Origin of the sequence: Thermosyntropha lipolytica DSM 11003 (genome assembly GCF_900129805.1) — a bacterium.
Lineage (GTDB): Bacteria > Bacillota > Syntrophomonadia > Syntrophomonadales > Syntrophomonadaceae > Thermosyntropha > Thermosyntropha lipolytica.
In genome coordinates, this window is sequence record NZ_FQWY01000033.1 from 1 (window position 1) to 23,765 (window position 23,765).

22 protein-coding genes and 1 pseudogene are annotated in these 23,765 nt (G+C 40.4%); 22 read left to right on the forward strand and 1 reads right to left on the reverse strand.

The genetic code is table 11. The features are described from left to right. On the reverse strand, positions 1-878 hold an 878-nt coding region (locus tag BUB92_RS08600; RefSeq protein WP_073092907.1), incomplete at its 3' end, for an alanine/glycine:cation symporter family protein. 350 nt (positions 879-1,228) lie between these two features. Here BUB92_RS08600 and BUB92_RS08605 point away from each other — a divergent pair. From BUB92_RS08605 to BUB92_RS08710, 22 genes and pseudogenes are all read left to right on the forward strand, one after another. Continuing rightward, on the forward strand, positions 1,229-1,747 hold the full coding sequence (locus BUB92_RS08605; RefSeq protein ID WP_073092910.1) for a hypothetical protein: 519 nt from the start codon (positions 1,229-1,231) through the stop codon (positions 1,745-1,747). A 20-nt stretch (positions 1,748-1,767) separates the two neighbouring features. Continuing rightward, positions 1,768-3,234, forward strand: coding sequence for an AAA family ATPase (locus BUB92_RS08610; RefSeq protein ID WP_242939033.1), 1,467 nt, complete (start codon positions 1,768-1,770; stop codon positions 3,232-3,234). A 151-nt stretch (positions 3,235-3,385) separates the two neighbouring features. Next, on the forward strand, positions 3,386-4,639 hold the full coding sequence (locus BUB92_RS08615) for a competence/damage-inducible protein A (protein WP_073092913.1): 1,254 nt from the start codon (positions 3,386-3,388) through the stop codon (positions 4,637-4,639). 1 nt (position 4,640) lies between these two features. Beyond that, positions 4,641-5,201 carry an RNA 2',3'-cyclic phosphodiesterase gene (thpR, locus tag BUB92_RS08620; protein ID WP_159432326.1) on the forward strand — a complete coding sequence of 187 codons (561 nt, stop codon included), beginning with the start codon at positions 4,641-4,643 and terminating at the stop codon, positions 5,199-5,201. A 70-nt stretch (positions 5,202-5,271) separates the two neighbouring features. After that, entirely contained in the window at positions 5,272-6,306 is a 1,035-nt protein-coding gene (gene recA, locus BUB92_RS08625; RefSeq protein WP_200774237.1) for a recombinase RecA, read from the forward strand. Between the two features lie 450 nt (positions 6,307-6,756). Next, positions 6,757-8,253: a ribonuclease Y gene (gene rny / locus BUB92_RS08630; protein WP_278280520.1), complete on the forward strand. Its 1,497-nt coding sequence runs from the start codon at positions 6,757-6,759 to the stop codon at positions 8,251-8,253. Positions 8,254-8,441: 188 nt separating this feature from the next. Then, entirely contained in the window at positions 8,442-9,227 is a 786-nt protein-coding gene (locus tag BUB92_RS08635) for a TIGR00282 family metallophosphoesterase (protein WP_073092922.1), read from the forward strand. A gap of 122 nt (positions 9,228-9,349) precedes the next feature. Continuing rightward, positions 9,350-9,610 carry a stage V sporulation protein S gene (locus BUB92_RS08640; protein ID WP_073092925.1) on the forward strand — a complete coding sequence of 87 codons (261 nt, stop codon included), beginning with the start codon at positions 9,350-9,352 and terminating at the stop codon, positions 9,608-9,610. 131 nt (positions 9,611-9,741) lie between these two features. Further along, complete coding sequence (locus BUB92_RS08645; RefSeq protein ID WP_073092928.1) at positions 9,742-10,674, forward strand: dipeptidase; 933 nt, start codon at positions 9,742-9,744, stop codon at positions 10,672-10,674. A gap of 23 nt (positions 10,675-10,697) precedes the next feature. Then, positions 10,698-11,537 (forward strand): PHP domain-containing protein, encoded by an 840-nt coding sequence (locus BUB92_RS08650; RefSeq protein WP_073092931.1) that lies wholly within the window; start codon positions 10,698-10,700, stop codon positions 11,535-11,537. Positions 11,538-11,616: 79 nt separating this feature from the next. Continuing rightward, positions 11,617-12,456 carry a C40 family peptidase gene (locus tag BUB92_RS08655; protein ID WP_073092933.1) on the forward strand — a complete coding sequence of 280 codons (840 nt, stop codon included), beginning with the start codon at positions 11,617-11,619 and terminating at the stop codon, positions 12,454-12,456. A 15-nt stretch (positions 12,457-12,471) separates the two neighbouring features. Beyond that, positions 12,472-12,888 carry a hypothetical protein gene (locus BUB92_RS08660; RefSeq protein ID WP_084728432.1) on the forward strand — a complete coding sequence of 139 codons (417 nt, stop codon included), beginning with the start codon at positions 12,472-12,474 and terminating at the stop codon, positions 12,886-12,888. 44 nt (positions 12,889-12,932) lie between these two features. Further along, positions 12,933-13,550, forward strand: a complete 618-nt coding sequence (locus tag BUB92_RS08665; protein ID WP_073092935.1) for a uracil-DNA glycosylase family protein — start codon at positions 12,933-12,935, stop codon at positions 13,548-13,550. 108 nt (positions 13,551-13,658) lie between these two features. Then, on the forward strand, positions 13,659-16,310 hold the full coding sequence (locus tag BUB92_RS08670) for a calcium-transporting P-type ATPase, PMR1-type (RefSeq protein ID WP_073092938.1): 2,652 nt from the start codon (positions 13,659-13,661) through the stop codon (positions 16,308-16,310). Positions 16,311-16,404: 94 nt separating this feature from the next. Further along, positions 16,405-17,283 (forward strand): YicC/YloC family endoribonuclease, encoded by an 879-nt coding sequence (locus tag BUB92_RS08675; protein ID WP_073092940.1) that lies wholly within the window; start codon positions 16,405-16,407, stop codon positions 17,281-17,283. Positions 17,284-17,316: 33 nt separating this feature from the next. Further along, on the forward strand, positions 17,317-17,577 hold the full coding sequence (remA, locus tag BUB92_RS08680; protein ID WP_073092942.1) for an extracellular matrix/biofilm regulator RemA: 261 nt from the start codon (positions 17,317-17,319) through the stop codon (positions 17,575-17,577). Between the two features lie 21 nt (positions 17,578-17,598). Continuing rightward, on the forward strand, positions 17,599-18,192 hold the full coding sequence (gene gmk / locus BUB92_RS08685; protein WP_073092945.1) for a guanylate kinase: 594 nt from the start codon (positions 17,599-17,601) through the stop codon (positions 18,190-18,192). A 28-nt stretch (positions 18,193-18,220) separates the two neighbouring features. Continuing rightward, the gene (locus BUB92_RS08690) at positions 18,221-18,409 is read left to right on the forward strand and encodes a DNA-directed RNA polymerase subunit omega (protein WP_143156912.1); all 189 of its coding nucleotides are present in this window, start codon (positions 18,221-18,223) and stop codon (positions 18,407-18,409) included. Between the two features lies 1 nt (position 18,410). Beyond that, the gene (gene coaBC / locus BUB92_RS08695) at positions 18,411-19,619 is read left to right on the forward strand and encodes a bifunctional phosphopantothenoylcysteine decarboxylase/phosphopantothenate--cysteine ligase CoaBC (protein ID WP_073092950.1); all 1,209 of its coding nucleotides are present in this window, start codon (positions 18,411-18,413) and stop codon (positions 19,617-19,619) included. A gap of 21 nt (positions 19,620-19,640) precedes the next feature. Continuing rightward, positions 19,641-20,831 carry a methionine adenosyltransferase gene (metK, locus tag BUB92_RS08700; protein ID WP_073092952.1) on the forward strand — a complete coding sequence of 397 codons (1,191 nt, stop codon included), beginning with the start codon at positions 19,641-19,643 and terminating at the stop codon, positions 20,829-20,831. A gap of 55 nt (positions 20,832-20,886) precedes the next feature. Continuing rightward, a complete protein-coding gene (gene priA, locus BUB92_RS08705; protein WP_073092954.1) occupies positions 20,887-23,292 on the forward strand; it encodes a replication restart helicase PriA in 2,406 nt (801 codons plus the stop codon). Positions 23,293-23,388: 96 nt separating this feature from the next. Then, positions 23,389-23,718: pseudogene (locus BUB92_RS08710) on the forward strand (IS607 family transposase); the annotation flags it as partial. Positions 23,719-23,765: the final 47 nt, after the last annotated feature.

Consider the following 23,765-nt stretch of genomic DNA (forward strand, 5'->3'; position numbering starts at 1 on the left):
CGGGCAATAGCATGGGCATGGGGAGTACTTCCCAGTCCGGCTTCATTGGAGAATATACCGCGCGCAATTCCATAGCGGAAGGCTTCTTTGATAGTGGTTCCTAAAACCCCGCCTCCTATTGACTGGGGGGAGAATGCCCCCACCACAATCATTTTAAGAGCAGGAAGTAGATTTTCTATATTGAGGATTATTACGATTAACCCTCCTGCGATATAGAAAAGAGCCATCAAAGGAACTAGAACTTCGGTTACTTTCCCAATTTGCTTTACTCCACCTATAATTACTGCACCTACCATTAAGGCTACAATTATACCTACATAAACCTGGTTTATGCCGAAGGCATTATTTATAGACACAGCAATCGAATTGGCTTGTACCATATTGCCCATAAATCCGAGAGCCAACACTATACATATGGCAAATATTACTGCTAACCATTTTTGACCTAATCCCTGGGAGATATAATAGGCAGGACCGCCAACAATGTTACCATCGCGGGTAGTTTTAAATTTTTGGGCCAGAACTGCTTCGCTGAATATAGTAGACATGCCGAAAAAGCCTGAAACCCACATCCAGAATACGGCTCCCGGGCCTCCAGCAGCAATAGCAGTTGCTACACCGACAATATTTCCCGTACCCACCTGGGCAGCTACCGCTGTAGTGAGGGATTGAAAGGATGATAGACCTTCTTGCTGGCTATCACTGTCTTTATAAGCATTGCCCAGGACTTGTTTCCAGGCTTGTTTGAAAAAGCGTATCTGAATAAACCTGGTGCGTATAGTGAAATAAATACCGGTACCAAGAAGAAGGACCAGCATTATAGGACCCCATAAAATGCTGTTAAGCTTTTCCACGAATATTAGCAGTTCAGCCTGCATGTTTGTTTTGCCTCCTTTTTTAGATTAGGTTTAACAGAATATTTTCAATATGTTTTATGTTTGCCGCGAAAATGTTTTTTATCAGCCTCCCTCCAGCCTGTTTGCCGAAAAAAGTCGAAAAACACTAACCTTAGTATATATCATTATTTTACATGTAGTCATAACAATTGGTTATGATTAAATAAAAAAATACTATTAATTTGGCTTTTGCAAATCCTTAATTAAGGACATGTAATATTTTGGAATAAAATAATCTTTAAGGCGGAACTAATATTACCAGCGGTGTTAAAGTTTTCTTAAAGGTTTTTAAGGTGTATAGTGATATAATAAGTTCTTGAGAAGGTGATATGTTGAAAAAAGGCGAAATTCGTATTTTTATAGTAATAATTTCCCTGGTTTTATCTTTAGCAGCACTTATTACGGGATTTAATTTGTATACCACATATGGGGTAAAAACACCGGTGATTAAAGAACTGGAAAAATGGCCCGAAGTGGAACAAGTAAAGATAAAAAAATATAGGCCTTACCAGGTTATGGTTAAACTTAAAGAGGTAGAGAATTTGATGGCAGTCTATAGGGCTGTTACCGCGCAATTAGATGATAAACTGGGCAGCGGAAAATATGTTTTGCTTATTGAAGATAACCGGGATTTCGGGTTAGAGAATGCTTACTATAGGCTGGGACCTGCTGTTTATGAAGCGGTAGAGAAAGGTAATTATACCTGGCTGGAAAGTTATATTGCGAAGAGCCTTAATGACAAGGATTTAAGTTATAAGATGTTTGTAGATGAAAACTATCTCTATTTACAGATTAAAGGGGAAAAAGGCCATTATCTCTATGCAGTAATCAGGCGGCAAAATGAGCTTTAAGGTTAAAGGTGGGAAGAGGAGTGAAAGAAGCGGCATTAGGAATAGGGATATCCGGGGTTATTTTTCTGGCTTTTATGGGAATAAATATTGCTCCAGTAATTATTGCAGGTTTACTCCTGGGAGGGTTTTATTTTTTCCTCAGCACCCAGGGAAGCATAAAGTATGAAGTGATTAAAAGCAATAATAAAGTAAGGCATTATGTCGATTTTGCTGATATAGGCGGACAGGAAAGTGCTATTAAAGAACTGAAGGAAGCTTTGCAATTTTTATTAAAACCTGAAGAAATAGCCCAAATGGGTATCAGGCCTTTAAAAGGAATCCTTTTAGTAGGACCACCTGGTACAGGAAAAACCCTTTTGGCGAGAGCAGCAGCTGGTTATACCGATTCTGCTTTTATAGCTGTAGCCGGTAGTGAGTTTATTGAGATGTACGCAGGAGTAGGGGCTAAAAGGGTAAGACATCTGTTCAGAGAGGCTAAAAAGAAGGCCCGTGAACAAAATTGCCGCAGTGCTATTATTTTTATAGATGAATTGGATGTGCTGGGAGCTAGAAGAGGAAGCCATACCGGACATCTGGAGTATGATCAGACCTTAAATCAGCTTCTGGTGGAGATGGATGGTATCAATCCGAATGAAGATCCGCGTATACTCGTCATAGGCGCTACTAACCGGAGTGATATATTAGATCCGGCATTATTAAGGCCGGGGCGTTTTGATCGCCAGGTTTATGTGGGATTGCCGGATAAAGAGGGCCGTAAAAAGATTTTAAAAATCCATACCCGAAATAAGCCTTTGGATGATGAAGAGGTTTTAGAAGAGGTAGCCCGGGAGACTTTTGGTTTTTCCGGGGCCCATTTAGAGAGTTTGGCTAATGAAGCTGCTATTTTGGCCATGCGCGAAGGTAAGGAAAAGATCGAAAAACGCCATTTTATAGAAGCTATTGATAAGGTTATCATGGGGGAAAAAGTGGAGAGAAGACCTAGTGAAGAAGAAGTTGCTCGCGTAAGTATTCATGAGGTAGGACATGCTCTGGTAAGTGAGCTGCTGGAACCTGGATCAGTGGCTACCGTCACCATTGTTCCACGGGGTAGGTCTTTAGGATATATGAGAAAATCGCCTGATCATGATAAATATCTTTATACCCGGGAAGAATTAGAAAAACAGGTGATGGTGGCTTTGGCAGGGGCTTTAGCGGAAGAAATGAAATACGGTAATTTCAGTACGGGAGCTAAGGGAGATTTTACTAGTGCATGGGATATGGTTAAAGAGATAATCGCTTCTGGATTATCCTCATTAGGGGTAATAAATATTGAAGAAGTTCCGGAAAAACTTATATATGAGGAAAGTAAAAATATTATCCATAATTTGCAACTAAGGACCAGGGAGATTTTAGAGGCCAATAAAGAACTGCTGGAAATTATGGCTGAGCGCATAAAGGAAGAAGAAGTTCTAAACCGTGAACGTTTCCTTAAGCTTATGAATAATTAAAAATGTATCTCTAGAAAAACCTGGCGCAAGCCTGGTTTTTTTTTTGGGGGGACAGGGATAATATACTCCCAAAAAGAATTCACTATGCTATATTGGAAATAGGTTGTGGTTAAGATGAGTAAAATGTGTTTACAAGGAGATGAAATAAGGGGTGAAAAAGGCTTATATCATAGCTACGGGAACTGAACTACTGACAGGTTCTACTTTAGATACTAATTCGGTGTATCTGGCTCAAAGATTGGATGATCTGGGGATAAAAGTAGTGGGAAAAAGCGTAGTAGGTGATACGCGGGATTTCATAAAGAAGGCTTTGCTTACCGGGCTGGAAACAGCAGACCTGGTTATTGCTACAGGTGGATTGGGCCCTACTCTGGATGATTTAACTAAAGAGGTAGCCTGTGAAGTAATGCAGGTGAAGATGGAGCTTATTGATGAAGAGCTGGAAAGGCTTAAAGAATTTTTTGCCCGCCGTAACCGGCCTATGCCAGAGGCTAATAAGAAGCAGGCTATGTTTCCTAAAGAGGCAGTAAGGCTTAGAAATGGGGTGGGAACTGCTCCGGGGATGTATCTTAAGCAAAATGGCAAGGTGCTTATACTTTTACCCGGGCCTCCCCAGGAAATGACTTTAATGTTTGAACAGGAGGCGGTACCGCTACTTGTAAGGGAGTGGGGGCTTAGCATAGGTAAAGCGGAAAGAAAAAGAATAAATATTTTTGGGCTGGGGGAATCCCAGGTAGAGGAAAAGATAGCTGATATAATAAAGAATCCCCGGGGAGTAAGTATAGCTTTGCTGGCTAAAGAAGGAGAAGTACACATCCGCCTGACGGCAGAGGGAGAAGATAAAGAAGCCAGCAAAGAGATAATGAACAGGATGGTGAAGGAAATTGAAGAAAGATTGGGCAGTTACATTTATGGTTATGATGATGAAACCCTGCCTTTGGCAGTAGCCAGGCTGGCACAAAAAAGAAAATGTACTATGGCTTTTGCGGAATCCTGTACGGGTGGGCTCCTGTCTAAGATGATTACTGATTTACCAGGAAGCTCGGAATATTTTTGGGGAGGAGTAGTAACCTACAGCAATGAGGCTAAACAGAAGATATTAGGAGTAAATGCTGAGACTTTAGCCAGATATGGAGCAGTAAGTGAAGAAACAGCCAGGGAGATGCTTAGGGGAGTACTTTCTCTGGCCGGTGCTGATATAGGAGCAGCTATTACCGGCATAGCAGGACCCGGGGGAGGAAGTGAAACAAAACCGGTAGGGCTGGTTTATATTGCTGCTGGAAGTAAGGAGTATAACCAGGTTAAAAAATTTAATTTTACCGGTAATCGTATAATTATAAGGACTTTGGCGGCTAAAACTGCTTTAAACCTTATCAGGCAAGAATTATCTAGGGGAGATGTTTAAATTGCGTCTTTTTGTAGCTATTCCGGTTCCGGAAGAAATTAAGAAATATGCTTATTCTCTTAGAAGTGAGCTAGATGCTTTGGCGGCAGATGTAAAGTGGGTGGAATATGAAAACTATCATTTGACTTTGAAGTTTTTAGGAGATGTTGGGGATGATAAGCTGGAGAAGATAAGATACGGACTTATTTGTGCAGCGGAAAGTTCACCTCCTTTTACCCTGAAGCTTTCCCATTTAGGTTTCTTCCCCAACCATCACCGGCCCCGGGTTTTGTGGATAGGAGTAAAGGGGGAGATGGAGAAAGCTTATTTTCTAGGTGACAGAGTAGATGCCTATTTAGAGGAATTAGGCTTTGACCGTGAGGAAAAAAGAACTTTTCATTTGACTTTAGGCCGGATAAGGTCAGATTTAAACCAGGATAAACTGGTGAAAAAAGTTTATGAGCTGAGCAGGAATATAGAAGAACACCCGTTTACGGTAAGTAATTTTTTGCTTATGGAAAGCTTTCTTCATGCTGGAGGGCCGATTTATAAGGTGGATAGCTCCTTTACTTTAAATGGTTGATATAATCCTTGACAATTTAAGGGAATATCCTTTAAAATTAAATCGAACAAATGTTTGAGGGAGGGCTTTTATGGAACATATGGAAAATAATCAGGGCAAACTGGAGGCCTTGAATAGTGCGATTAAGAATATTGAAAAACAGTTTGGCAAAGGATCTATCATGCGTTTGGGTGAAGCCGCGGCCATGAATGTTGAGGTAATTCCCACCGGATGTATATCCCTGGATTTGGCTTTGGGAGTAGGAGGGTTGCCCCGGGGAAGAGTAGTTGAAATATTTGGGCCTGAATCTTCAGGTAAAACTACGGTTGCTCTGCATGCTATTGCTCAGGCCCAAAAAGAAGGAGGAATGGCTGCCTTTATTGATGCTGAACATGCTTTGGATCCTCTTTATGCCAAAAGGCTGGGGGTTGATATAAATAATCTTCTGGTGGCGCAACCTGATTCCGGGGAGCAGGCTCTGGAAATTGCTGAAGCTCTGGTAAGAAGCGGTGCTATTGATGTAATCGTAATAGATTCGGTAGCTGCTCTGGTACCTAAAGCAGAGTTGGAAGGAGAAATGGGAGATATTCATGTAGGTTTGCAGGCCCGTCTTATGTCCCAGGCTTTGCGCAAGCTTACTGCTCATATAAGCAAATCGAGAGCCGTATGTATTTTTATAAACCAGATCCGTGAAAAAGTAGGAGTAGTATATGGAAGTAATGAAACTACTACCGGTGGCCGGGCGCTTAAATTTTATTCTTCTGTCCGTATTGAAGTGAGGAAAGGGGACCCCATAAAACAGGGCACCGAAATAGTTGGCAACCGTACCAAGGTAAAGGTAGTAAAAAATAAAGTGGCTCCTCCGTTCAAAACAGCGGAATTTGATATAATGTATGGAACGGGAATATCCAAAGAAGGTGATTTATTAGATATTGCCGCCTCCCTGGATATAATTCAAAAAAGCGGTTCCTGGTATTCGTACAATGGGGAACGTTTGGGGCAAGGCCGCGAAAATGCCAAAGAATACATAAAGAATAATCCGGAATTTTATGCCCTTTTAGAAAAGACTATTATGGATATGCTTAAAAAAGGAGAAGTAAAACTTAACACGAGTGAGGATGCTTGACAGGGGTAGGCAAAGTTACTAAAATCTAAATAGAACTCTGGTTGGAAGTCTGAAACCTATTTGCGTTGACCGTATAGACAAGCAAATTGTTTTATATAGATGGTTATGTTTGTTTAATTTATAGATTTTAAAGAAATTAGATGGGCATACTCTGGGGATTGTTTAAGAAGGCTTTTGTGTGTCTATTTGGTTAATTATATGGTGCAGTTATTAAATGTAAATGTTTATTTATATTTTTACATAATTTAATATAAATAAACATGAAAATAAAAATAACTGTCCTATTAAACAAATAGGTGATGTGGACTTCTATTAAACCGAGTTTTCTCGGTTTTTCTTTTTTATTGCTTTATTGTAAAAACATAAAAAAGAAAATAAAAATAGGGAGTAAGGGAGGTGAACTAGATAAGTACGCTAGCCAGTATTATAATAGCAGTTGCCACTTTGGCGATAGGCCTTGCTGCAGGATACTATGGAAGAAAAGTTATAGCAGAGGGCAAAATAGGTGCGGCCGAAGAAGAAGCAGCCAGGATCATAGAAGAAGCTACTAAACAGGCTGAAGCCAAACAAAAGGAAATGCTTTTGGAAGCTAGAGATGAGATTCACCGCCATCGCCAGGAAGCCGAAAGAGAACTGAGAGAAAGGCGTAGGGAGCTTGATCGGCTGGAGAGAAGGGTAATTCAAAAAGAAGAGCTCTTGGACAAAAAAACCGAGAATATTGAAAAAAAAGAGCTTTGGTTAAATGAAAGAGAAAAAGAAATTGAGAGAATGCAGCATGATATAGAAATTATCCGCACTCAACAGCTGAAAGAGCTGGAACGCCTTTCCGGTTTAACTTCGGAGGAAGCCCGTGAACTGCTGTTAAACAATGTTGAACAGCAGATCAGGCAGGAAACAGCGGTGATGATTAAGAATATTGAAGCGGAAGCTAGAGAGGAAGCGGAAAAAAGAGCTAAAAATATTGTTACCCTTGCTATCCAGAAATGTGCTGCTGATGTAGTTTCCGAAACTACTGTTTCGGTAGTCGCTCTGCCCAATGATGAAATGAAGGGAAGGATAATAGGAAGAGAAGGAAGAAATATCCGTACCTTTGAAAGCTTATCAGGAGTAGATTTGATTATTGATGATACTCCGGAAGCTGTTATCTTATCATCTTTTGATCCTATCCGTCGTGAAATTGCCAGGTTGGCGTTGGAAAACTTGATTGCTGATGGAAGGATTCATCCGGCTAGAATTGAAGAAATGCTGGAGAAAGCCAGAAAAGAAATCGAACAGGAGATAAGAGAAACGGGAGAACAGGCAGCATTTGAAGTTGGGGTACACGGGCTGCATCCAGAGCTGATAAAGCTTTTGGGAAGATTAAAATACCGCACCAGTTATGGCCAGAATGTTCTAAAACATTCGATTGAGGTTGCCCATCTGGCAGGTATTATGGCGGCTGAGCTCGATGTTGATGTCATGCTTGCTAAAAGGGCTGGCCTTTTACATGACATAGGAAAAGCGGTGGATCACGAAATTACCGGACCTCATGTGGAAATCGGAGTAGATCTGGCCAAAAAATACAGAGAGAGTAAAGAGGTTATCCATGCCATAGCTGCTCACCACGGAGATATAGAAGCTGAAAGCATAGAAGCAGTATTGGTACAGGCGGCAGATGCGATTTCCGCTTCCAGGCCTGGAGCACGGAGGGAAACTTTAGAGGCTTATATCAAACGTCTGGAAAAATTAGAACAGCTGGCTGACTCTTTTGCGGGAGTAGAAAAATCTTATGCTATCCAGGCAGGTAGAGAAGTCAGGATAATAGTTAAGCCAGAAGAAATTGATGATTTAGAGGCTATAAATCTTTCCCGCAACATAGCTAAAAAGATTGAAGAAGAGCTTGATTATCCAGGTCAGATAAAAGTGGTAGTTATTAGGGAAACCAGAGCAGTTGAATATGCTAAATAAATTTTCTTAAACAGGGTTATACCATAACCCTGTTTGTTTTTGAGCAAAAAATTGCGTGGAGATAAAGCAGGAGTTTAAGGCTGTTTGCCGAAAAGTTTAGGAAGTATTTTTTATGGGTAAGATGCTTAATGGATGAAGATGAAAAAATATAAATACTGCCAAGTTATTTTAGGTTGGGGGTTTGGCATTTGAATATTCTGGTTATTGGTGATATTGTAGGGAGACCAGGTAGAAGAGCGGTAAAAAATATATTACCTGCGATACAAAAGGAATATGATGTGATTTTTACTATTGCCAATGCGGAAAATGCGGCTGGCGGGAGGGGGCTTTCCCGCAGTGTTATGGACGAACTCTTAAACTGCAATATTGATGTATTAACCATGGGCAATCATGTATGGGATAATAAGGAGATTAATACCTTTATTGATGATGAGCCCCGGCTTATAAGGCCTGCCAACTATCCTCCTTATTGTCCGGGCCAGGGCTATCATATTTACAATGCCGGTTTTGGGGTAAAAATAGCGGTGGTAAATCTGTCGGGACGCGTTTTCTTACCATCCCTGGATTGTCCGTTTCGTACTATGGAGGAAATATTAAAAGATATCAAGGATAAAGCTGACATTATTATAGTTGATTTTCATGCGGAAGCTACTTCCGAAAAGTTAGCTTTTGCTTATTATTTTGATGGCAGGGTAACCGCTATTTTGGGTACCCATACCCATGTGCAGACAGCGGATGAGAGGATACTGCCGGGGGGAACAGCCTATATTACTGATTTAGGAATGACAGGACCTTATGATTCTATCCTGGGTATGGAAAAAAGCTCGGTAATTGAGAAATTTTTAACCCAGAGGCCTACTCGCTTTGAAGTAGCAGGAGGTCCTGCTCAATTTCAGGGAGCTTTGCTAAGGGTTGATGATAATACGCATAAAGCTTTATCCATAAACCGAATATCCCATATGCTTAATGATTAAATTAGATAAATTATTTTTTTAAATTTTAAAATGAGAAGGAATTTTTATCTTGGATGCGAATATTATTTAGAGAGCAGACTATCTAATTATTACAATTATTACAACTATGAGGGGGTAATTCGATGGAAGTATTAAAGGTTTCAGCTAAATCGAGTCCGAATTCAGTGGCAGGAGCACTGGCAGGAGTTTTGAGAGAGAAAGGAGCGGCTGAAATACAAGCGATTGGTGCAGGAGCTATTAACCAGGCTATTAAAGCTATCGCCATCGCACGAGGATTTGTAGCGCCCAGTGGCATGGATTTGATCTGTATACCTGCATTTACAGACATAATAATTGATGGAGAAGAAAGAACTGCTATCAAGCTAATAGTTGAGCCCAGATAGTTCTGCTCACCTGCGAGAGGGAATGGACCTCAAAAATGAAACCTGCTAGTAAAATAGCAGGTTTTTGTTCTTTATACAGAATGATTTTATAATTTTCGGATATTTTATGTTTGGTTTCAAGGAGGATACAGGTGAAAATTATTGATCTGCACTGTGATACTATTTCTTTATTTTTAGCTCTTAAGGGTGGTAAATTAATTGCAAATGAAGGACATTTTGATTTAAGAAGAGCTCTCCAAGCGGGAGTAGGCCTGCAGTTTTTTTCCCTTTTTTCTCCCCCTGATGACAGCGGAGTAGTTTTGCGCCGGGTTTTAAAACAGTTAGAGTTATTCTATAAAGAGATGGAAAGTAATAAAGATATTTTGTATCTAGTCCAAAATTATAAGGATATCGAAACTAATATTAATAAGGCCGATAAAATAGGGGGGGTGCTTCACCTGGAAGGGGCGGAAGCGCTGGGCCTGGATATAGATATATTGCATTTACTTTACCGTTTAGGATTGCGCAGTTTAGGTTTAACCTGGAATAAGCGAAATTTTTTGGCTGATGGAGTGGAAGAAGGAGAAGGTGACGGGGGACTTAGCAGGTGGGGACGCCAGGTAGTGAAAGAAGCTAATAAGCTGGGAATAATAATTGATTTATCTCATATAGGAGAAAAGTCTTTTTATGATGTGCTGGAAGCAACTGATAAACCGGTGATGGTAACCCATGCTAATGCTTATGCGGTGTGCCCGCATAGAAGGAATTTAAAAGATGTTCAGCTTAAGGCGTTATCCCAGAATAAGGGGATAGTAGGAATTACTCAGGTGAGTGATTTTGTAAAAGAAGGAAAACCTGAGGTAGATGACCTGCTTTTTCATATTGTTTATATTGCCGACCTTATAGGTTGTGAATATATAGCCCTGGGATCAGATTTTGATGGAGCCTCTGATATAGTAATGTCAGGGATAGAGGATTATGCTAATTGGGAAAATTTATTAAGGAAAAAAGGTTTCTGTCCTAAGGAAATCGAAGATATACTGCAGAACAATGCTTTGCGAGTTATGCGCGAGATTTTAAAATAAAAAAATTAAGGAGCCTGGGGTTAATGTATGATTTACATGTGCATTCTAATGCTTCGGATGGAGCATTGTCTCCACAAGCCGTAATTGATAAAGCTATAGGTATAGGTTTAGAAGGTGTGGCCATTACTGACCATGATACCGTTGATGGTTTGCATGAAGCAGTATTGTATAATGAAAAGAAAAACCAGAACTTTCTCTTTATTCCCGGTATAGAATTGAATACGGAATATGGCAGTGATGAAGTACATATATTGGGGTATTTTATCGATTATAATAATGAACTGCTGCAAAAAAGGCTTTTGGAAATACGGGAAGAACGTCTGGAAAGAGCCAAAAAGATGGTAGATAAACTTAGAAGTATGGGATTAGCGATAAATTTTGAGCAGGTAAAAAAACTGGCCCAGGGAGATTTGATTGGCCGGCCTCATGTAGCTTTGGCCTTGACGGAAGAAGGTTATGTTTTTTCGATAAAGGAAGCTTTTGACAAATATATTGGCAAAGGCAGGCCGGGTTATGTACCGCGCTATAAGTTTGAACCCGAAGAAGCCCTGGATCTGATAAATAAAGCAGGAGGAATAAGTGTGCTGGCTCATCCCGGGCTTATAAAAGAACAGAAGAAGGTTATGGAAATTATTGATATGGGAGTAGAAGGATTAGAAGTATATTATCCTGAACATAGTGATAACCAGATTAAAAACTATCTTTATCTAGCCGAGCGCAAGGGGCTTTTAGTAACAGGTGGTTCTGACTTTCATGGAACCGGCAGCGGAGAAGATAAAGGCAAGATGGGATGTACAGGTATAGATGGATTTTTGCTGACAAAAATAAAAGAGTTTCATCAAAAAAAGATAAAAGGGAAATAAAAAATTTTTTTAAGCAGGAAAATGATATGTTTTTATAGAATATCCAACCTGGTAGTATTTTATGAAGGGTTGGGTATTAATGGGAAAAAAGGTTAAAATTTTAGTAATAACCGTACTTTTTATATTTTTAGGCTGTGTAGATGCTCTAGCTGCTGAAGAAATCTATACCGTAAAAGCAGGCGACAGCCTGTGGAAAATTGCTTCCCGTTATGGGCTTACCGTAGAAAAGCTGAAGCAGATTAATAATTTGACTTCTGACCGCATTTTTCCCGGACAGGCTCTCAAAGTAAGCTCTTCTATTCCTTCTGGTCAAAATGCAGAGCAAAATGCGGATAATAATGTAAGCAGTGAACAGGCATCTGATCTGGTTTATATCGTGAAAGCAGGAGATAACCTGTGGAAGATTGCGCGTGATTACGGCACAACTGTGGAAGAGTTAAAAAGGCTTAACAATTTAGCTTCTGATCGTCTGAATGTGGGGGACAAGCTTTTGGTTAGAGGAGTTGTACGTGATAATATAACACCTTCCCGTTCAGGCAATTTAATTGCTGGTGAACGCATAATTGAATTTGCTTCGCGCTATTTGGGAACTCCTTATCGTTATGGGGGGAATAGTCCGGGAGGATTTGACTGTTCAGGATTTGTATATTATGTTTTTGACCAGTTTGGTATTTCGCTTCCCCGCACAGCTGCCGGCCAGTTTCAGAACGGAGTGGCTGTGAGCAGAGAAGAGCTTATGGTGGGTGATTTAGTATTCTTTTCCTGTTATTCTAAAGGGATTGACCATGTAGGTATTTATGTAGGGGAAGGCAGATTTATTCATTCCAGTTCGCCGCGCAGTGGTGGGGTAATTTATTCTTCATTAAATGAAGCTTATTATGCCAGATCTTATGTTGGAGCCAAAAGAATACTACGCTAGGGCAGGAGGAAGGATATGCAGGAAAAAGGATTTATAGGGGATGAGGAAATACTAGAGATTTTAGGGGTTCCCGCTACGGTAATTGGCAGCCGGGAATGGAAAGAACTGGAAAACAGAGGGTTTAGTATAGGTGAGGATAAACTTTTAGAGGAGATCCTGGATAAAAAGGTATGGTCCAATGCCGAAATTATATGGGTTATTAAAAAACTGATATATCATTATGGAAAAAAAGATGAGCTTTTATTAAAAGCACCTAAAGAACGCTTATTTATGAATATGCTTGGTATATTGCGAGCTTTTTTTATTTTGTTTGATAGTGTTAACCCTGAGTTAGATGATAATATACGCAGCTATATATCAGCCAAACTAACTGATGCTACCTGGGGAATTAATGCTAATACCAGGAATTATTTGACTAAAATGAAGGAATAGCAGCATAAGAAGTAAAGGCCTTGGGGGTTGGGAGGTTTATTAAAGTGGGGAGTAAGGAAGAAAAGATCCGTAAAATTATAATGATGGAAGATAGAATAGTGAAGTGTAAGCGATGTTCATCCCTGCTTAGATGTAATCGCAAACCGGCACTAGGTAAAGGAGATTTAGATCCTGAAATGGTGCTGGTTTTTGAAATGGAGAATGAATTTACCCGGGATTTAAATAAATTAACCGGCTTGCGCAATTTGATAAAAGATAAATTGGCAGTTAATAGAATTTACCACACTTTTATGGTGCGATGCCAGCCTAAGGCGTGTCCTTTACCTAATAACAACACCTGGGATGGCGATATTAAACTGCTGGATAAAGAATATAACTGCATCCTTACGGGAAAGCCATGTGAAGGGGTTTTAGTCCCTCCCGGAACGGAAGATATTATATCTTGTTTGCCTTTTTTAGTGGAGGAAATAAATATTTTAAAGCCGCAAACAGTGGTGCTTTTTGGCGAAAAGGTGGGAGATTTTGTGCTTAAGTCATTTGGGATATTTAAGCAAGTTGAATTGTATAGCCGATACCAGAATGAAGACTATATTTTTGTGGTTGCCAGGAAGCCGGAATTTTTCTCGGAGGAAGAAGGTTCCTGGCTGGCTAAATTAGCATAAAATCAGGTATTTTAACAGGGGACAGGTTTTAAAGCCTGTCCCCTGTTCTTTTATGTTTTTTTTGTGAATAAATTTGCTCTAAAGAGGTAAATGGGGGGCTTTAGGGTAGTGAAAAATGTCTGCTGGCACCATGAGAATGTAGAAAGTGTTATAGATAAACTGCAAACTACTTTAGACGGTTTAAGCAGCTTAGAAGCCGGAAAGAGGCAGTCGCTTTATAAAAACAGACTGGATGCGGAAAAAGTAAACGGGCCATGGAAAATATTTTTTAGACAGTTTACAGATACTATGGTTCTGGTTTTATTAGGTGCAGCTTTGATCTCCAGCATAATTGGCGACATAGTGGATGCAATTACTATTCTAGCAATAGTAATCGTAAATGCTTTCCTGGGTTTTATACAAGAATATAGAGCTGAAAGGTCGCTTAATGAGATTAAAAAGCTTGCTTCTCCTACGGCCAGGGTTATAAGAGATGGAAAGATGCAAATTATTCCTGCCGATGAACTGGTACCAGGAGATATGGTGCTGATGGAAGCCGGGGATCGCGTACCTGCTGATATAAGACTTATAGAAACCTTTGCTCTAGAAGTAGATGAAGCAGCTCTTACCGGGGAATCAATGCCGGTAGAAAAGAAAACCGGGATACTAAAGGAAGAAACCCCTTTAGCCGAACGAAGCAATATGGTTTTTTTAGGTACTATGGTAACCAGGGGAAGAGGAAAAGGGATAGTAGTGAATACGGGAATGGATACCCAGGTAGGCAGAATTGCTGCTATGCTCAAGGAAGCCGATTCTCCTATGACTCCTCTGCAGACCAGATTAGATCAATTAGGTAAAGTGCTTATAGTTATATGTCTTATTGTTTGTGCCCTGGTTAGTCTTTTAGGGATATACAGAGGAGAACCTGTTTTAGTGATGCTTATGGCAGGCATAAGTTTGGCGGTTGCTGCCATACCAGAAGGGCTTCCGGCTATTGTAACTGTGGTTTTAGCTTTAGGTGTGCAGAGGATGGCAAAAAGAAATGCTATCGTACGTAAACTTCCAGCTGTAGAGACTCTGGGATGTACAACGGTTATCTGTTCAGATAAGACGGGAACCTTGACGGAAAATAAGATGAAGGTTGATAAAATAGCCACTTATCTTGAAGCCTGGTCTTGCGAAGAAAATTGGAGCCAGTTGAAGACAGAAAAAGATAAGAATAAAGCTTTGCGCATACTGATTAATATAGCTTTTTATTGTAACAATTCCCGGGTAGAAAAAACCAAAGGGGATTTTAAAGTGGAAGGTGATCCTACCGAAGCTGCTTTAATGGTTATGGCGCAAAAAATAGGTATTGATGGCTCGGGTTTAAGATTACGCGAAATTCCTTTTGATTCGGCCCGCAAAAAGATGAGTGTAGTAATTAACCAGGACGGAAAATTTCTAGTCCTGGTAAAAGGTGCTCTGGATGTACTTATAGATACATGTGATAAAATTTTATACCAGAATAAGGAGATTAAACTTACCGCCAAAGAAAAAAAATGGTTTTATGCGGAACAGGAAGAGTGGGCAGGTAATGCTTTAAGGGTGCTTGGTTTTGCTTATAAGGAGATTAGCGAAGAAGAAGTCTTTAAACTAAGTGATGATGAATTAGAAACAGGTTTAACATTAGTAGGAATATGCGGGCTGATTGATCCGCCCAGACCTTATGTGCAGCAATCAGTCAGGCAGTGCCTGAGAGCTGGTATTGTTCCGGTAATGATTACAGGAGATCATCCTTTAACTGCCCGGGCTATAGCATATCAGGTAGGTATTTCTAAAACGGGTCGGGTAGTTACCGGGCAACAAATAGATAAGCTGGGGGATAAAGAGCTTTATAAGGCTGCCATTCATGATCGGGTTTTTGCCCGGGTTACCCCGGAACACAAACACCGCATTGTAAATGTGCTTAAAAATAATAAAGAAGTAGTAGCTATGACCGGAGATGGCGTAAATGATGCCCCGGCGGTAAAGGCTGCTGATATAGGTATTTCTATGGGGATAACCGGAACTGATGTAACCAGGGAAGCATCAGATATGATACTTGCCGATGATGATTTTTCCACCATTGTCAACGCAGTTTACGAAGGCCGGGCTATCTATGATAATATACGCAAGTTTATAAGATACCTTTTGGGATGTAATATAGGAGAAATTTTAGTAATGTTTTTAGCTTCTCTTTTGGCTATGCCCCTTCCTTTATTACCCATACAAATATTATGGATTAATCTAGTGACTGATGGCTTACCGGCTATGGCATTAGGTTTAGAACCACCAGAACCTGATATAATGCGAAGAAAGCCGCGGCCTAAAGATGAAAACATTTTTGCCAGAGGCCTGGGATGGATAATACTGTCCCGGGGTTTATATATAGCAGTTATTAGCCTTTTAGCATTTATGATCGGCTTGTTATTTATAAGAATTCAAGGTGTAGATAGCCTGGAAGTTCCGCGTACCATGGCTTTTACTACTCTGGTTTTTGCCCAACTTTTTTATGTTTTTGAGTGTCGTTCGGAAAGATATTCGCCTTTTGAACTGGGGTTTTTTAAAAACAAGTTTTTGCTGGGAGCCGTATTATGCTCTGTTATTATGCAGCTTATGGTTATATATCTGCCAGTTATGCAAACTGCATTTCACACTGTCCCTCTGGAATTATGGCAGTGGTGTATTATACTGCTTTTGGCTGGGGCTAAATTTATAGGGAAATATATTTTATTTATTTTTAAAAGGTTTTTAGTTTAAATAAAAAATATGTTAAAATTTTAAGGTATACGAAAAATCAATGCTTATTTTTAACTGGATGGTAGTTTAATTAATCAAAAAGGAGTTTTGTCATATGCTGAAAAGTATGACTGGTTTTGGACGCAGCCAGGTATTAGAGCAGGGATATCAGGTAACCTGTGAGATCAAGGGAGTTAATCACCGCTATTTTGATCCTTATATCCGTATTTCCAGGCGCTACGGCATGTTGGAAGAAAAGATAAAGGAAGAGTTGAGGAAATATATAAGCCGTGGCCGCTTGGAAGTAAATATAAATATTGAGAAAACAGGAGAAAGAACGAGAAATATCAAGCTTGACAAAGAATTGGCAATAACTTATCATAAATATCTGAAAGATTTGGCGGAAAATCTGGATATTTCGCCAGAATTGAAGATTATTGATATATTTAAGCTGCCCGAAGTTTTTACTCTGGAGGATGAAGAGGAAGATCTGGAAACTTTATGGGGAGTTTTGCAAAAAGCGCTGGCTGAAGCTATGCAAAGTGTTCTGGAAATGCGCATAAAGGAAGGAAGAGAACTCAAAAATGATATAGTAGAAAGAAATAACAGGATTTTGGCTCTGGTAAATCGCCTGGAAGAACGTTCCCCCCAGGTAGTAGCTGAGTACATGGAAAAATTACGGCTGCGTATGATGGAAATTCTAAGCTCCCATGAGGTTGATGAATATAGGATATTACAAGAAGCAGCTATTTTTGCGGACAGAACCAATATAACGGAAGAAATAGTAAGACTTAAAAGCCATATCAAACATTTGCATGATTTGATGGAAAATGGAGAAGCCGTAGGAAGAAAGTGCGATTTTTTAGTGCAGGAAATGTTCAGGGAAATAAATACGGTGGCTTCTAAAGCCAATGATTTGGAAATAAGCCATATAGTAGTAGATGTAAAAGCGGAGTTAGAAAAAATAAGAGAGCAATTACAGAATATTGAATAGATTTGGAGGTGAAGCCGGTTAAATCCGGAATATATGGATATTAAGTTAGTTAATATAGGTTTTGGCAATATAGTAGCTGCTAACCGCATAATAGCCATCATCAGTCCTGAATCAGCACCTATTAAAAGGATTATTCAGGAAGCCAGGGAAAAAGGCATGCTCATTGATGCTACTTATGGAAGAAGAACCCGCGCGGTTATAATTGCTGATAGTGCCCATGTTATTCTTTCTGCCGTTCAACCGGAAACGGTAGCTAACAGGCTTACATCCAGGGATTTAGCTGATGAAGAATAGAAGGTGGAAAGTGGGAGAGCGATGAAGCGCAAAGGGATTCTTTTTGTTATTTCCGGACCTTCGGGAGTAGGCAAAGGAACTATCAGGGAAGCTTTACTGGAGAAAATATCTGATATCGAGGTTTCTATATCGGCTACTACCAGACCTCCCCGACCTGGAGAGGTGCATGGCAAAGATTATTTTTTCTTAAGTGGGGAAGAATTTAAGAAAATGATTGCTGAAGATAAGTTTCTGGAATGGGCCAATGTATATCAGAACTTTTATGGAACCCCCCGTGATTTTGTTATAAAAAATCTAGAGCAGGGTAAAGATGTGCTTTTAGAAATTGATATTCAGGGGGCTATGCAGGTTAAAAACAAAATGCCGGAAGGTGTTTTTATATTTATCTATCCTCCTGATATCCAAACCTTGGCGGAAAGATTGTGTAACCGGGGCAAAGATTCTAAAGAAAGTATAGAGCGGAGGTTGGCCGCCTGTGCCGAAGAACTGAGACATGTTAAATATTATGATTATGTGGTAGTTAATGATGAACTGGAATGGGCGGTCAAGAAAACAGAGGCTATTATAATAGCAGAACGCTGTAAGATAAAAAATATCGAGCTGGAGGTGGTATAGATTGATTCCTCCTTCTACGCGGGATATTATGAAGATAGCGGACAGCAAATATGCAGTAGTAGTGGCGGTAGCTAAAAGAGCTCGCGTCTTATCTGAACAGGCCAAAAATGATGAAAATTATCGGTTATCCAGCATGGTAACCAAAGCTCTGGATGAAATAGTGAGCGGGAAAATAGTTGTAAATTTTGATGGATGCAATATGTCTAAGGGGGCATAATATGGCCAAAACAGTTGGGGTAGGGATAACAGGCGGCATTGCTGCTTATAAAATTGCTGATCTGGTAAGCAGATTAAGCAAAGATGAAGATTTACAGGTTATAGTAATAATGACCGAAGCGGCTACTAAATTTATAACCCCTCTTACCTTTAAGACTTTATCAGGACGTGAAGTGGCGACTGATTTATGGCAGGAATCAGCTGCATGGAAGGTCCAGCATATAGGAATAGCTGAAGCATTAGACTTATTAGTGATTGCTCCTGCTACAGCTGATTTTATAGCTAAAATGGCTTATGGTCTGGCTGACGATCTCCTGTCTACTATTGTTTTAGCTAATACAGCACCTGTTTTAGTGGTCCCTTCTATGAATACTAAAATGTATGAAAATAAGATTGTACAGGCCAACATATCAAGGCTTAAAGAGCTAGGTTTTGAAGTTATGGAGCCGGCTTCCGGCAAGCTGGCCTGTGATGCCGTAGGAAAAGGGCGTTTGCCTGATATAGAAGAAATTTATGAAAAAATAAGGCAGATGCTCTATGATAAGAAAGATCTTGTAGGTAAAAAAGTTCTGGTTAATGCCGGAACGACCTGTGAAGATATTGATCCCGTAAGGTTTATATGTAACCGGAGTACAGGAAAAATGGGGTATGCTATTGCCAGGGAAGCAGCATGGCGCGGGGCTCAAGTTACCCTGGTAAGTGGAAGGTCTTTTCTCCAACCGCCGGCAGGAGTGGAGTTCATTCCGGTTTGGAGTGCCGATGAAATGTGTGAAGTTATGCTAAAGAAGCAGGATGAATATGACATAATTATTGGGGCAGCAGCCGTAGGAGATTTCAAAGCTGCTAATAAGGCCGAAGTTAAACTTAAAAAGAGAGATAAAAAAGAGGACAAGCTGGTTTTAGAACTGGTAAGTACCCCGGATATTTTAAGGGAGTTAGGCAGGCGTAAAAAACCGGGACAAGTTATGGTTGGCTTTGCGGCGGAAACGAATAATCTGCTGGAATATGCACAAAGAAAATTAGAGGAAAAGAATCTGGATTTTATAGTGGCCAATGATGTTTCTGAAGAAGGGGCAGGATTTGCTAGCGATACTAATATCGTAACTATTATCGACCGGCAGGGCGAGATAAAGTCCCTACCCCAGATGAGCAAGGCAGAGGTGGCGGTAGCCATTATAGATAAAATAGTGGAAATATTAAAGAAAGAATAAAAGAATAAGGAGATGAAAGCGTTGTACAGGAATTTATTTACTTCGGAATCAGTTACAGAAGGGCATCCTGATAAAATGGCCGATCAGATATCAGATGCTATTCTCGATGCTATACTGGCCAAAGATCCCAAAGCAAGGGTAGCAGCTGAAACTTTAGTTACTACGGGATTAGTAGTAGTTTCCGGGGAAATAACTACTGATTGTTATGTTGATATTCCTAAAATTGTACGCAGTACTATTCGCGAAATAGGATATACCCGGGCTAAATACGGGTTTGACTGTGATACCTGTGCCGTAATTACAACTATAGACGAGCAATCAGGCGATATTGCTATGGGGGTAGATAAGGCTTTTGAAGCCAAAAAAGGTGAAATGACGGAAGAAGAAATAGAAGCTATTGGCGCTGGAGACCAGGGAATGATGTTTGGTTATGCTACCAATGAAACCCCGGAACTGATGCCGATGCCTATCCTGTTAGCCAGCAAGATGGCACAGCGGCTTGCTCAGGTGCGCAAAGAGGGAATAATTCCTTATCTGCGCCCGGATGGGAAGACTCAGGTAACGGTAGAATATGAGGGATCCAGACCAGTAAGGGTAGATACGGTAGTAGTATCAGCCCAGCATCATCCGGAAGTTGATCATGATGTTATCGAACGCGATATAATAGAATATGTGGTAAAACATGTGATTCCCCGGGACATGCTGGATGACAGGACCAGATTTTTTATAAATCCTACGGGAAGGTTTGTTATTGGCGGTCCCCAGGGCGACTGCGGGCTTACGGGGCGTAAGATAATTGTAGATACTTATGGAGGAATGGCCAGACACGGTGGGGGTGCTTTTTCCGGCAAAGATCCTACCAAGGTTGACCGTTCTGCTGCTTATGCTGCCCGTTATGTAGCTAAAAACATAGTGGCAGCAGGGCTGGCTGACCGCTGTGAAATACAGCTTGCTTATGCCATAGGTGTGGCAAAGCCTGTTTCCATAAGGGTAGAGACTTTTGGCACCAATAAGATACCGGAAGAAAAGATTGCCGAACTTATTAACAAACATTTTGATCTGCGGCCGGGAGCCATAATCCGCGATTTAGATCTTAGAAGGCCGATTTATAGAAAAACAGCAGCTTATGGACATTTTGGACGCAGTGATGCTGATTTTACCTGGGAAAGAACAGATAAAGCAGAATTGTTGAGAAAAGAAGCAGGGTTATAATCAAAAGGCGGGACCTACCCGCCTTTAGTTATAGGGAGGGAAAAGGAGCCTTAATGTGAAGTATGTAGATGTTTTGATAGATATTGCTGATAGTAGAGCAGATCACATCTATACCTACAGCGTTCCTCCACCTGTACCGGAAAAAGAACTTACAGGTAGAAGAGTGCTGGTAGAATGGGGAAAAAAGAAGCGGGAAGGTTATATTATAAGAGAGAGGGATTTTATTGAACAGGATATAACACATGTGAAGCCGGTTATTAAAATTTTAGATAGAGAACCGGTTTTTGACAGTAAGATGCTGGAACTTGCCGCCTGGATAGCTCAAACCTATTTATGCTCCCTGGTGCAGGCTTTAAGGCTTATCGTGCCCCGAGCTATTACCGGCAAAAAGGATAAGGTGGTTTTACCTAATGTTAAAGAAGAGGAGATGCTCTCATCCCCTGCCAGCTTTCTTGTCAATAAGTATTTGCCATTTTTTGAAGAACTCTGGCAAAGAGAAGAAATAAGCTTAAAAGAAGCGCGTAAGAAGCTGGGAAAGGAAGTTTTAGAATTACTGGCAAGAGAAGGCTTGATTTTAGTGGCGGGGGTTTACGCGGGATATAAACCCTTGCCTGGAGGATATGTTTACCGTTTAGCCGGTTTTGAAGTTAAGGAGCTTTCTGCTTTACGCAAGAAAGCTCCCCGGCAGGCGGAAGTATTGGCCCTGCTTATGGAGAAAGGAGAAATAGCAGCTGAACAGCTGGAAAAGACATTTGCCCGCTCTACTATAGAAGCACTTCTGAATAAAGGATATATAAAAAAGGTTAAGAAAGATAAAAAAATATTTTCTGCTCCCTTTGTCCTTACCGAAGAACAGGAGAGGGCTGTGGAAATGATAGTTTCCCGGCTGGAGGAAGGATATAGAGAATTTTTGCTTTATGGAGTTACGGGAAGCGGCAAAAGTGAGATTTATCTTAGAGCTGCTCAGGCTTGTATCGAAAAAGGCAAGAAGGTAATGGTTCTGGTACCTGAAATTGCCTTAACCCGTCATCTGGTCGAGATGTTTGCTCTAAGGATACCTGGTATAGCAGTTATGCACAGCGGTATGACCCGGGCGGAAAGATATGAAGAATGGAAGCGCATTAAAAATGGAGAAGCCAGCCTGGTGTTAGGTACCAGGTCAGCTGTTTTTGCTCCGCTTAGTGATCTGGGGCTTATAATAGTAGATGAAGAACAGGAAACTTCTTATAAACAGGAGGAAACTCCCCGTTATCATGCGGTGGAGGTTGCCCGCAGGCGGGCCCAGATGGAAGATGCCCTTTTGCTGCTGGGAAGTGCTACTCCTTCCCTGGAAACTTTTCACCGTGCCATGGAAGGAAAATCTGAGCTGATAAAGCTTTCCCGGCGTATAGGCAATGCGGTTATGCCCGTCATATACATAGAAGATATGCGGCTTAATCTCAAGCGAGGGCCAAAGCATAATTTGTTCCTTTCTGATTTTTTATATAATAAGATAGAAGATAACCTTAAAAGAGGAAAGCAGTGTATCCTGTTTTTAAACCGGCGCGGCTATGCCTGGCTTACGGTATGTACGGAATGTGGTAATATAGTTTTATGTCCGCACTGTTCGGTAGGAATGACCTATCATCAGGATATAAAAAGAAACCTTTGCCATTATTGCAATTTTACCGCTCCGGTTCCATCACTATGTACCCGCTGTGGAAGCAGGTATCTTCAGCAGATAGGTTTTGGCACTCAGAGGCTGGAAGAAGAGCTTAAAAGGTTATTTCCCGGAGCCAGAATAAAAAGATTAGATATTGATATAAGCCGGAAGAGGGAAGAACCCCGAAATATACTGCAGGCAATGCAAAGGGGAGAGATTGATATCCTGATAGGAACCCAGATGATAGCAAAAGGATTTAATTTTCCCTCTGTATCGCTGGTAGGAATTGTTGATGCTGATGGGATGCTTAACCTGCCTGATTTTAGAGCGGGGGAGCGAGCTTTTCAGCTGATTGTGCAGGCTGCTGGCAGAGCTGGACGCGGCGAAATTCCTGGTGAAGTAGTTATTCAAACTTATCAGCCTGATAATTTAGTTATCAATCTGGCTGCCAAGCAGGATTATATGAGTTTTTACCTGGAAGAGATAAGGCTGCGCAAAATTTTAAATTATCCTCCTTTTACCAATATTTTGCGTCTGGTGGTATCAGATGAGGAAGAGAAACTTTGCCAGGCGGTCATAAATGAGCTGGCTGATTATATAGGTGAAATTACTGATGCCAAGGAAGAAAGAATAGAAATTTTGGGACCTGCACCTTGTCCTATAAAGCGGCTGCGCGACAGGTTTCGCTACCAGCTTATGGTAAAGTGCGAAAATATAATGCTTTTAAGAAGTATAGGAAGATTTATAATAGATAATAAAGAAAGATTTCCATCTAAGACCCGCATAGAAATAGATATAAATCCCCTAATGACCATGTAAGGAGGCTAGAAACAGTTGAATTAAATTTATAAAGTTTTTAAAAACTCTATACACAATTTATAATTTTTTACTAAACTGTGTATAGAGGTGATTTTTGTGAAATATTACAGCATTGGGCAATTTGCCAAATTAATAGGAAAGACAGAACAAACATTAAGAAACTGGGACAAGAAAGGAGTTTTAAAGCCAGCTTATATTGCTCCATCTGGGTTCAGATATTATTCACAGGAACAGCTTAATCATTTTCTTGGCATTAAAAACATTAAGCCGGAGAGGAAAATTATAGGTTATTGTAGAGTATCAAGCAATAAACAAAAAGATGATTTAAAAAGACAGGTGCAATATGTAAAAGAATACATGATAGCAAAAGGATACCAGTTTGAAATCATAACCGATATAGGAAGCGGGATAAATTACAACAAGCAATGACTAAACAAACTTATTGATATGGTTACAAACAACGAAGTAGAGAA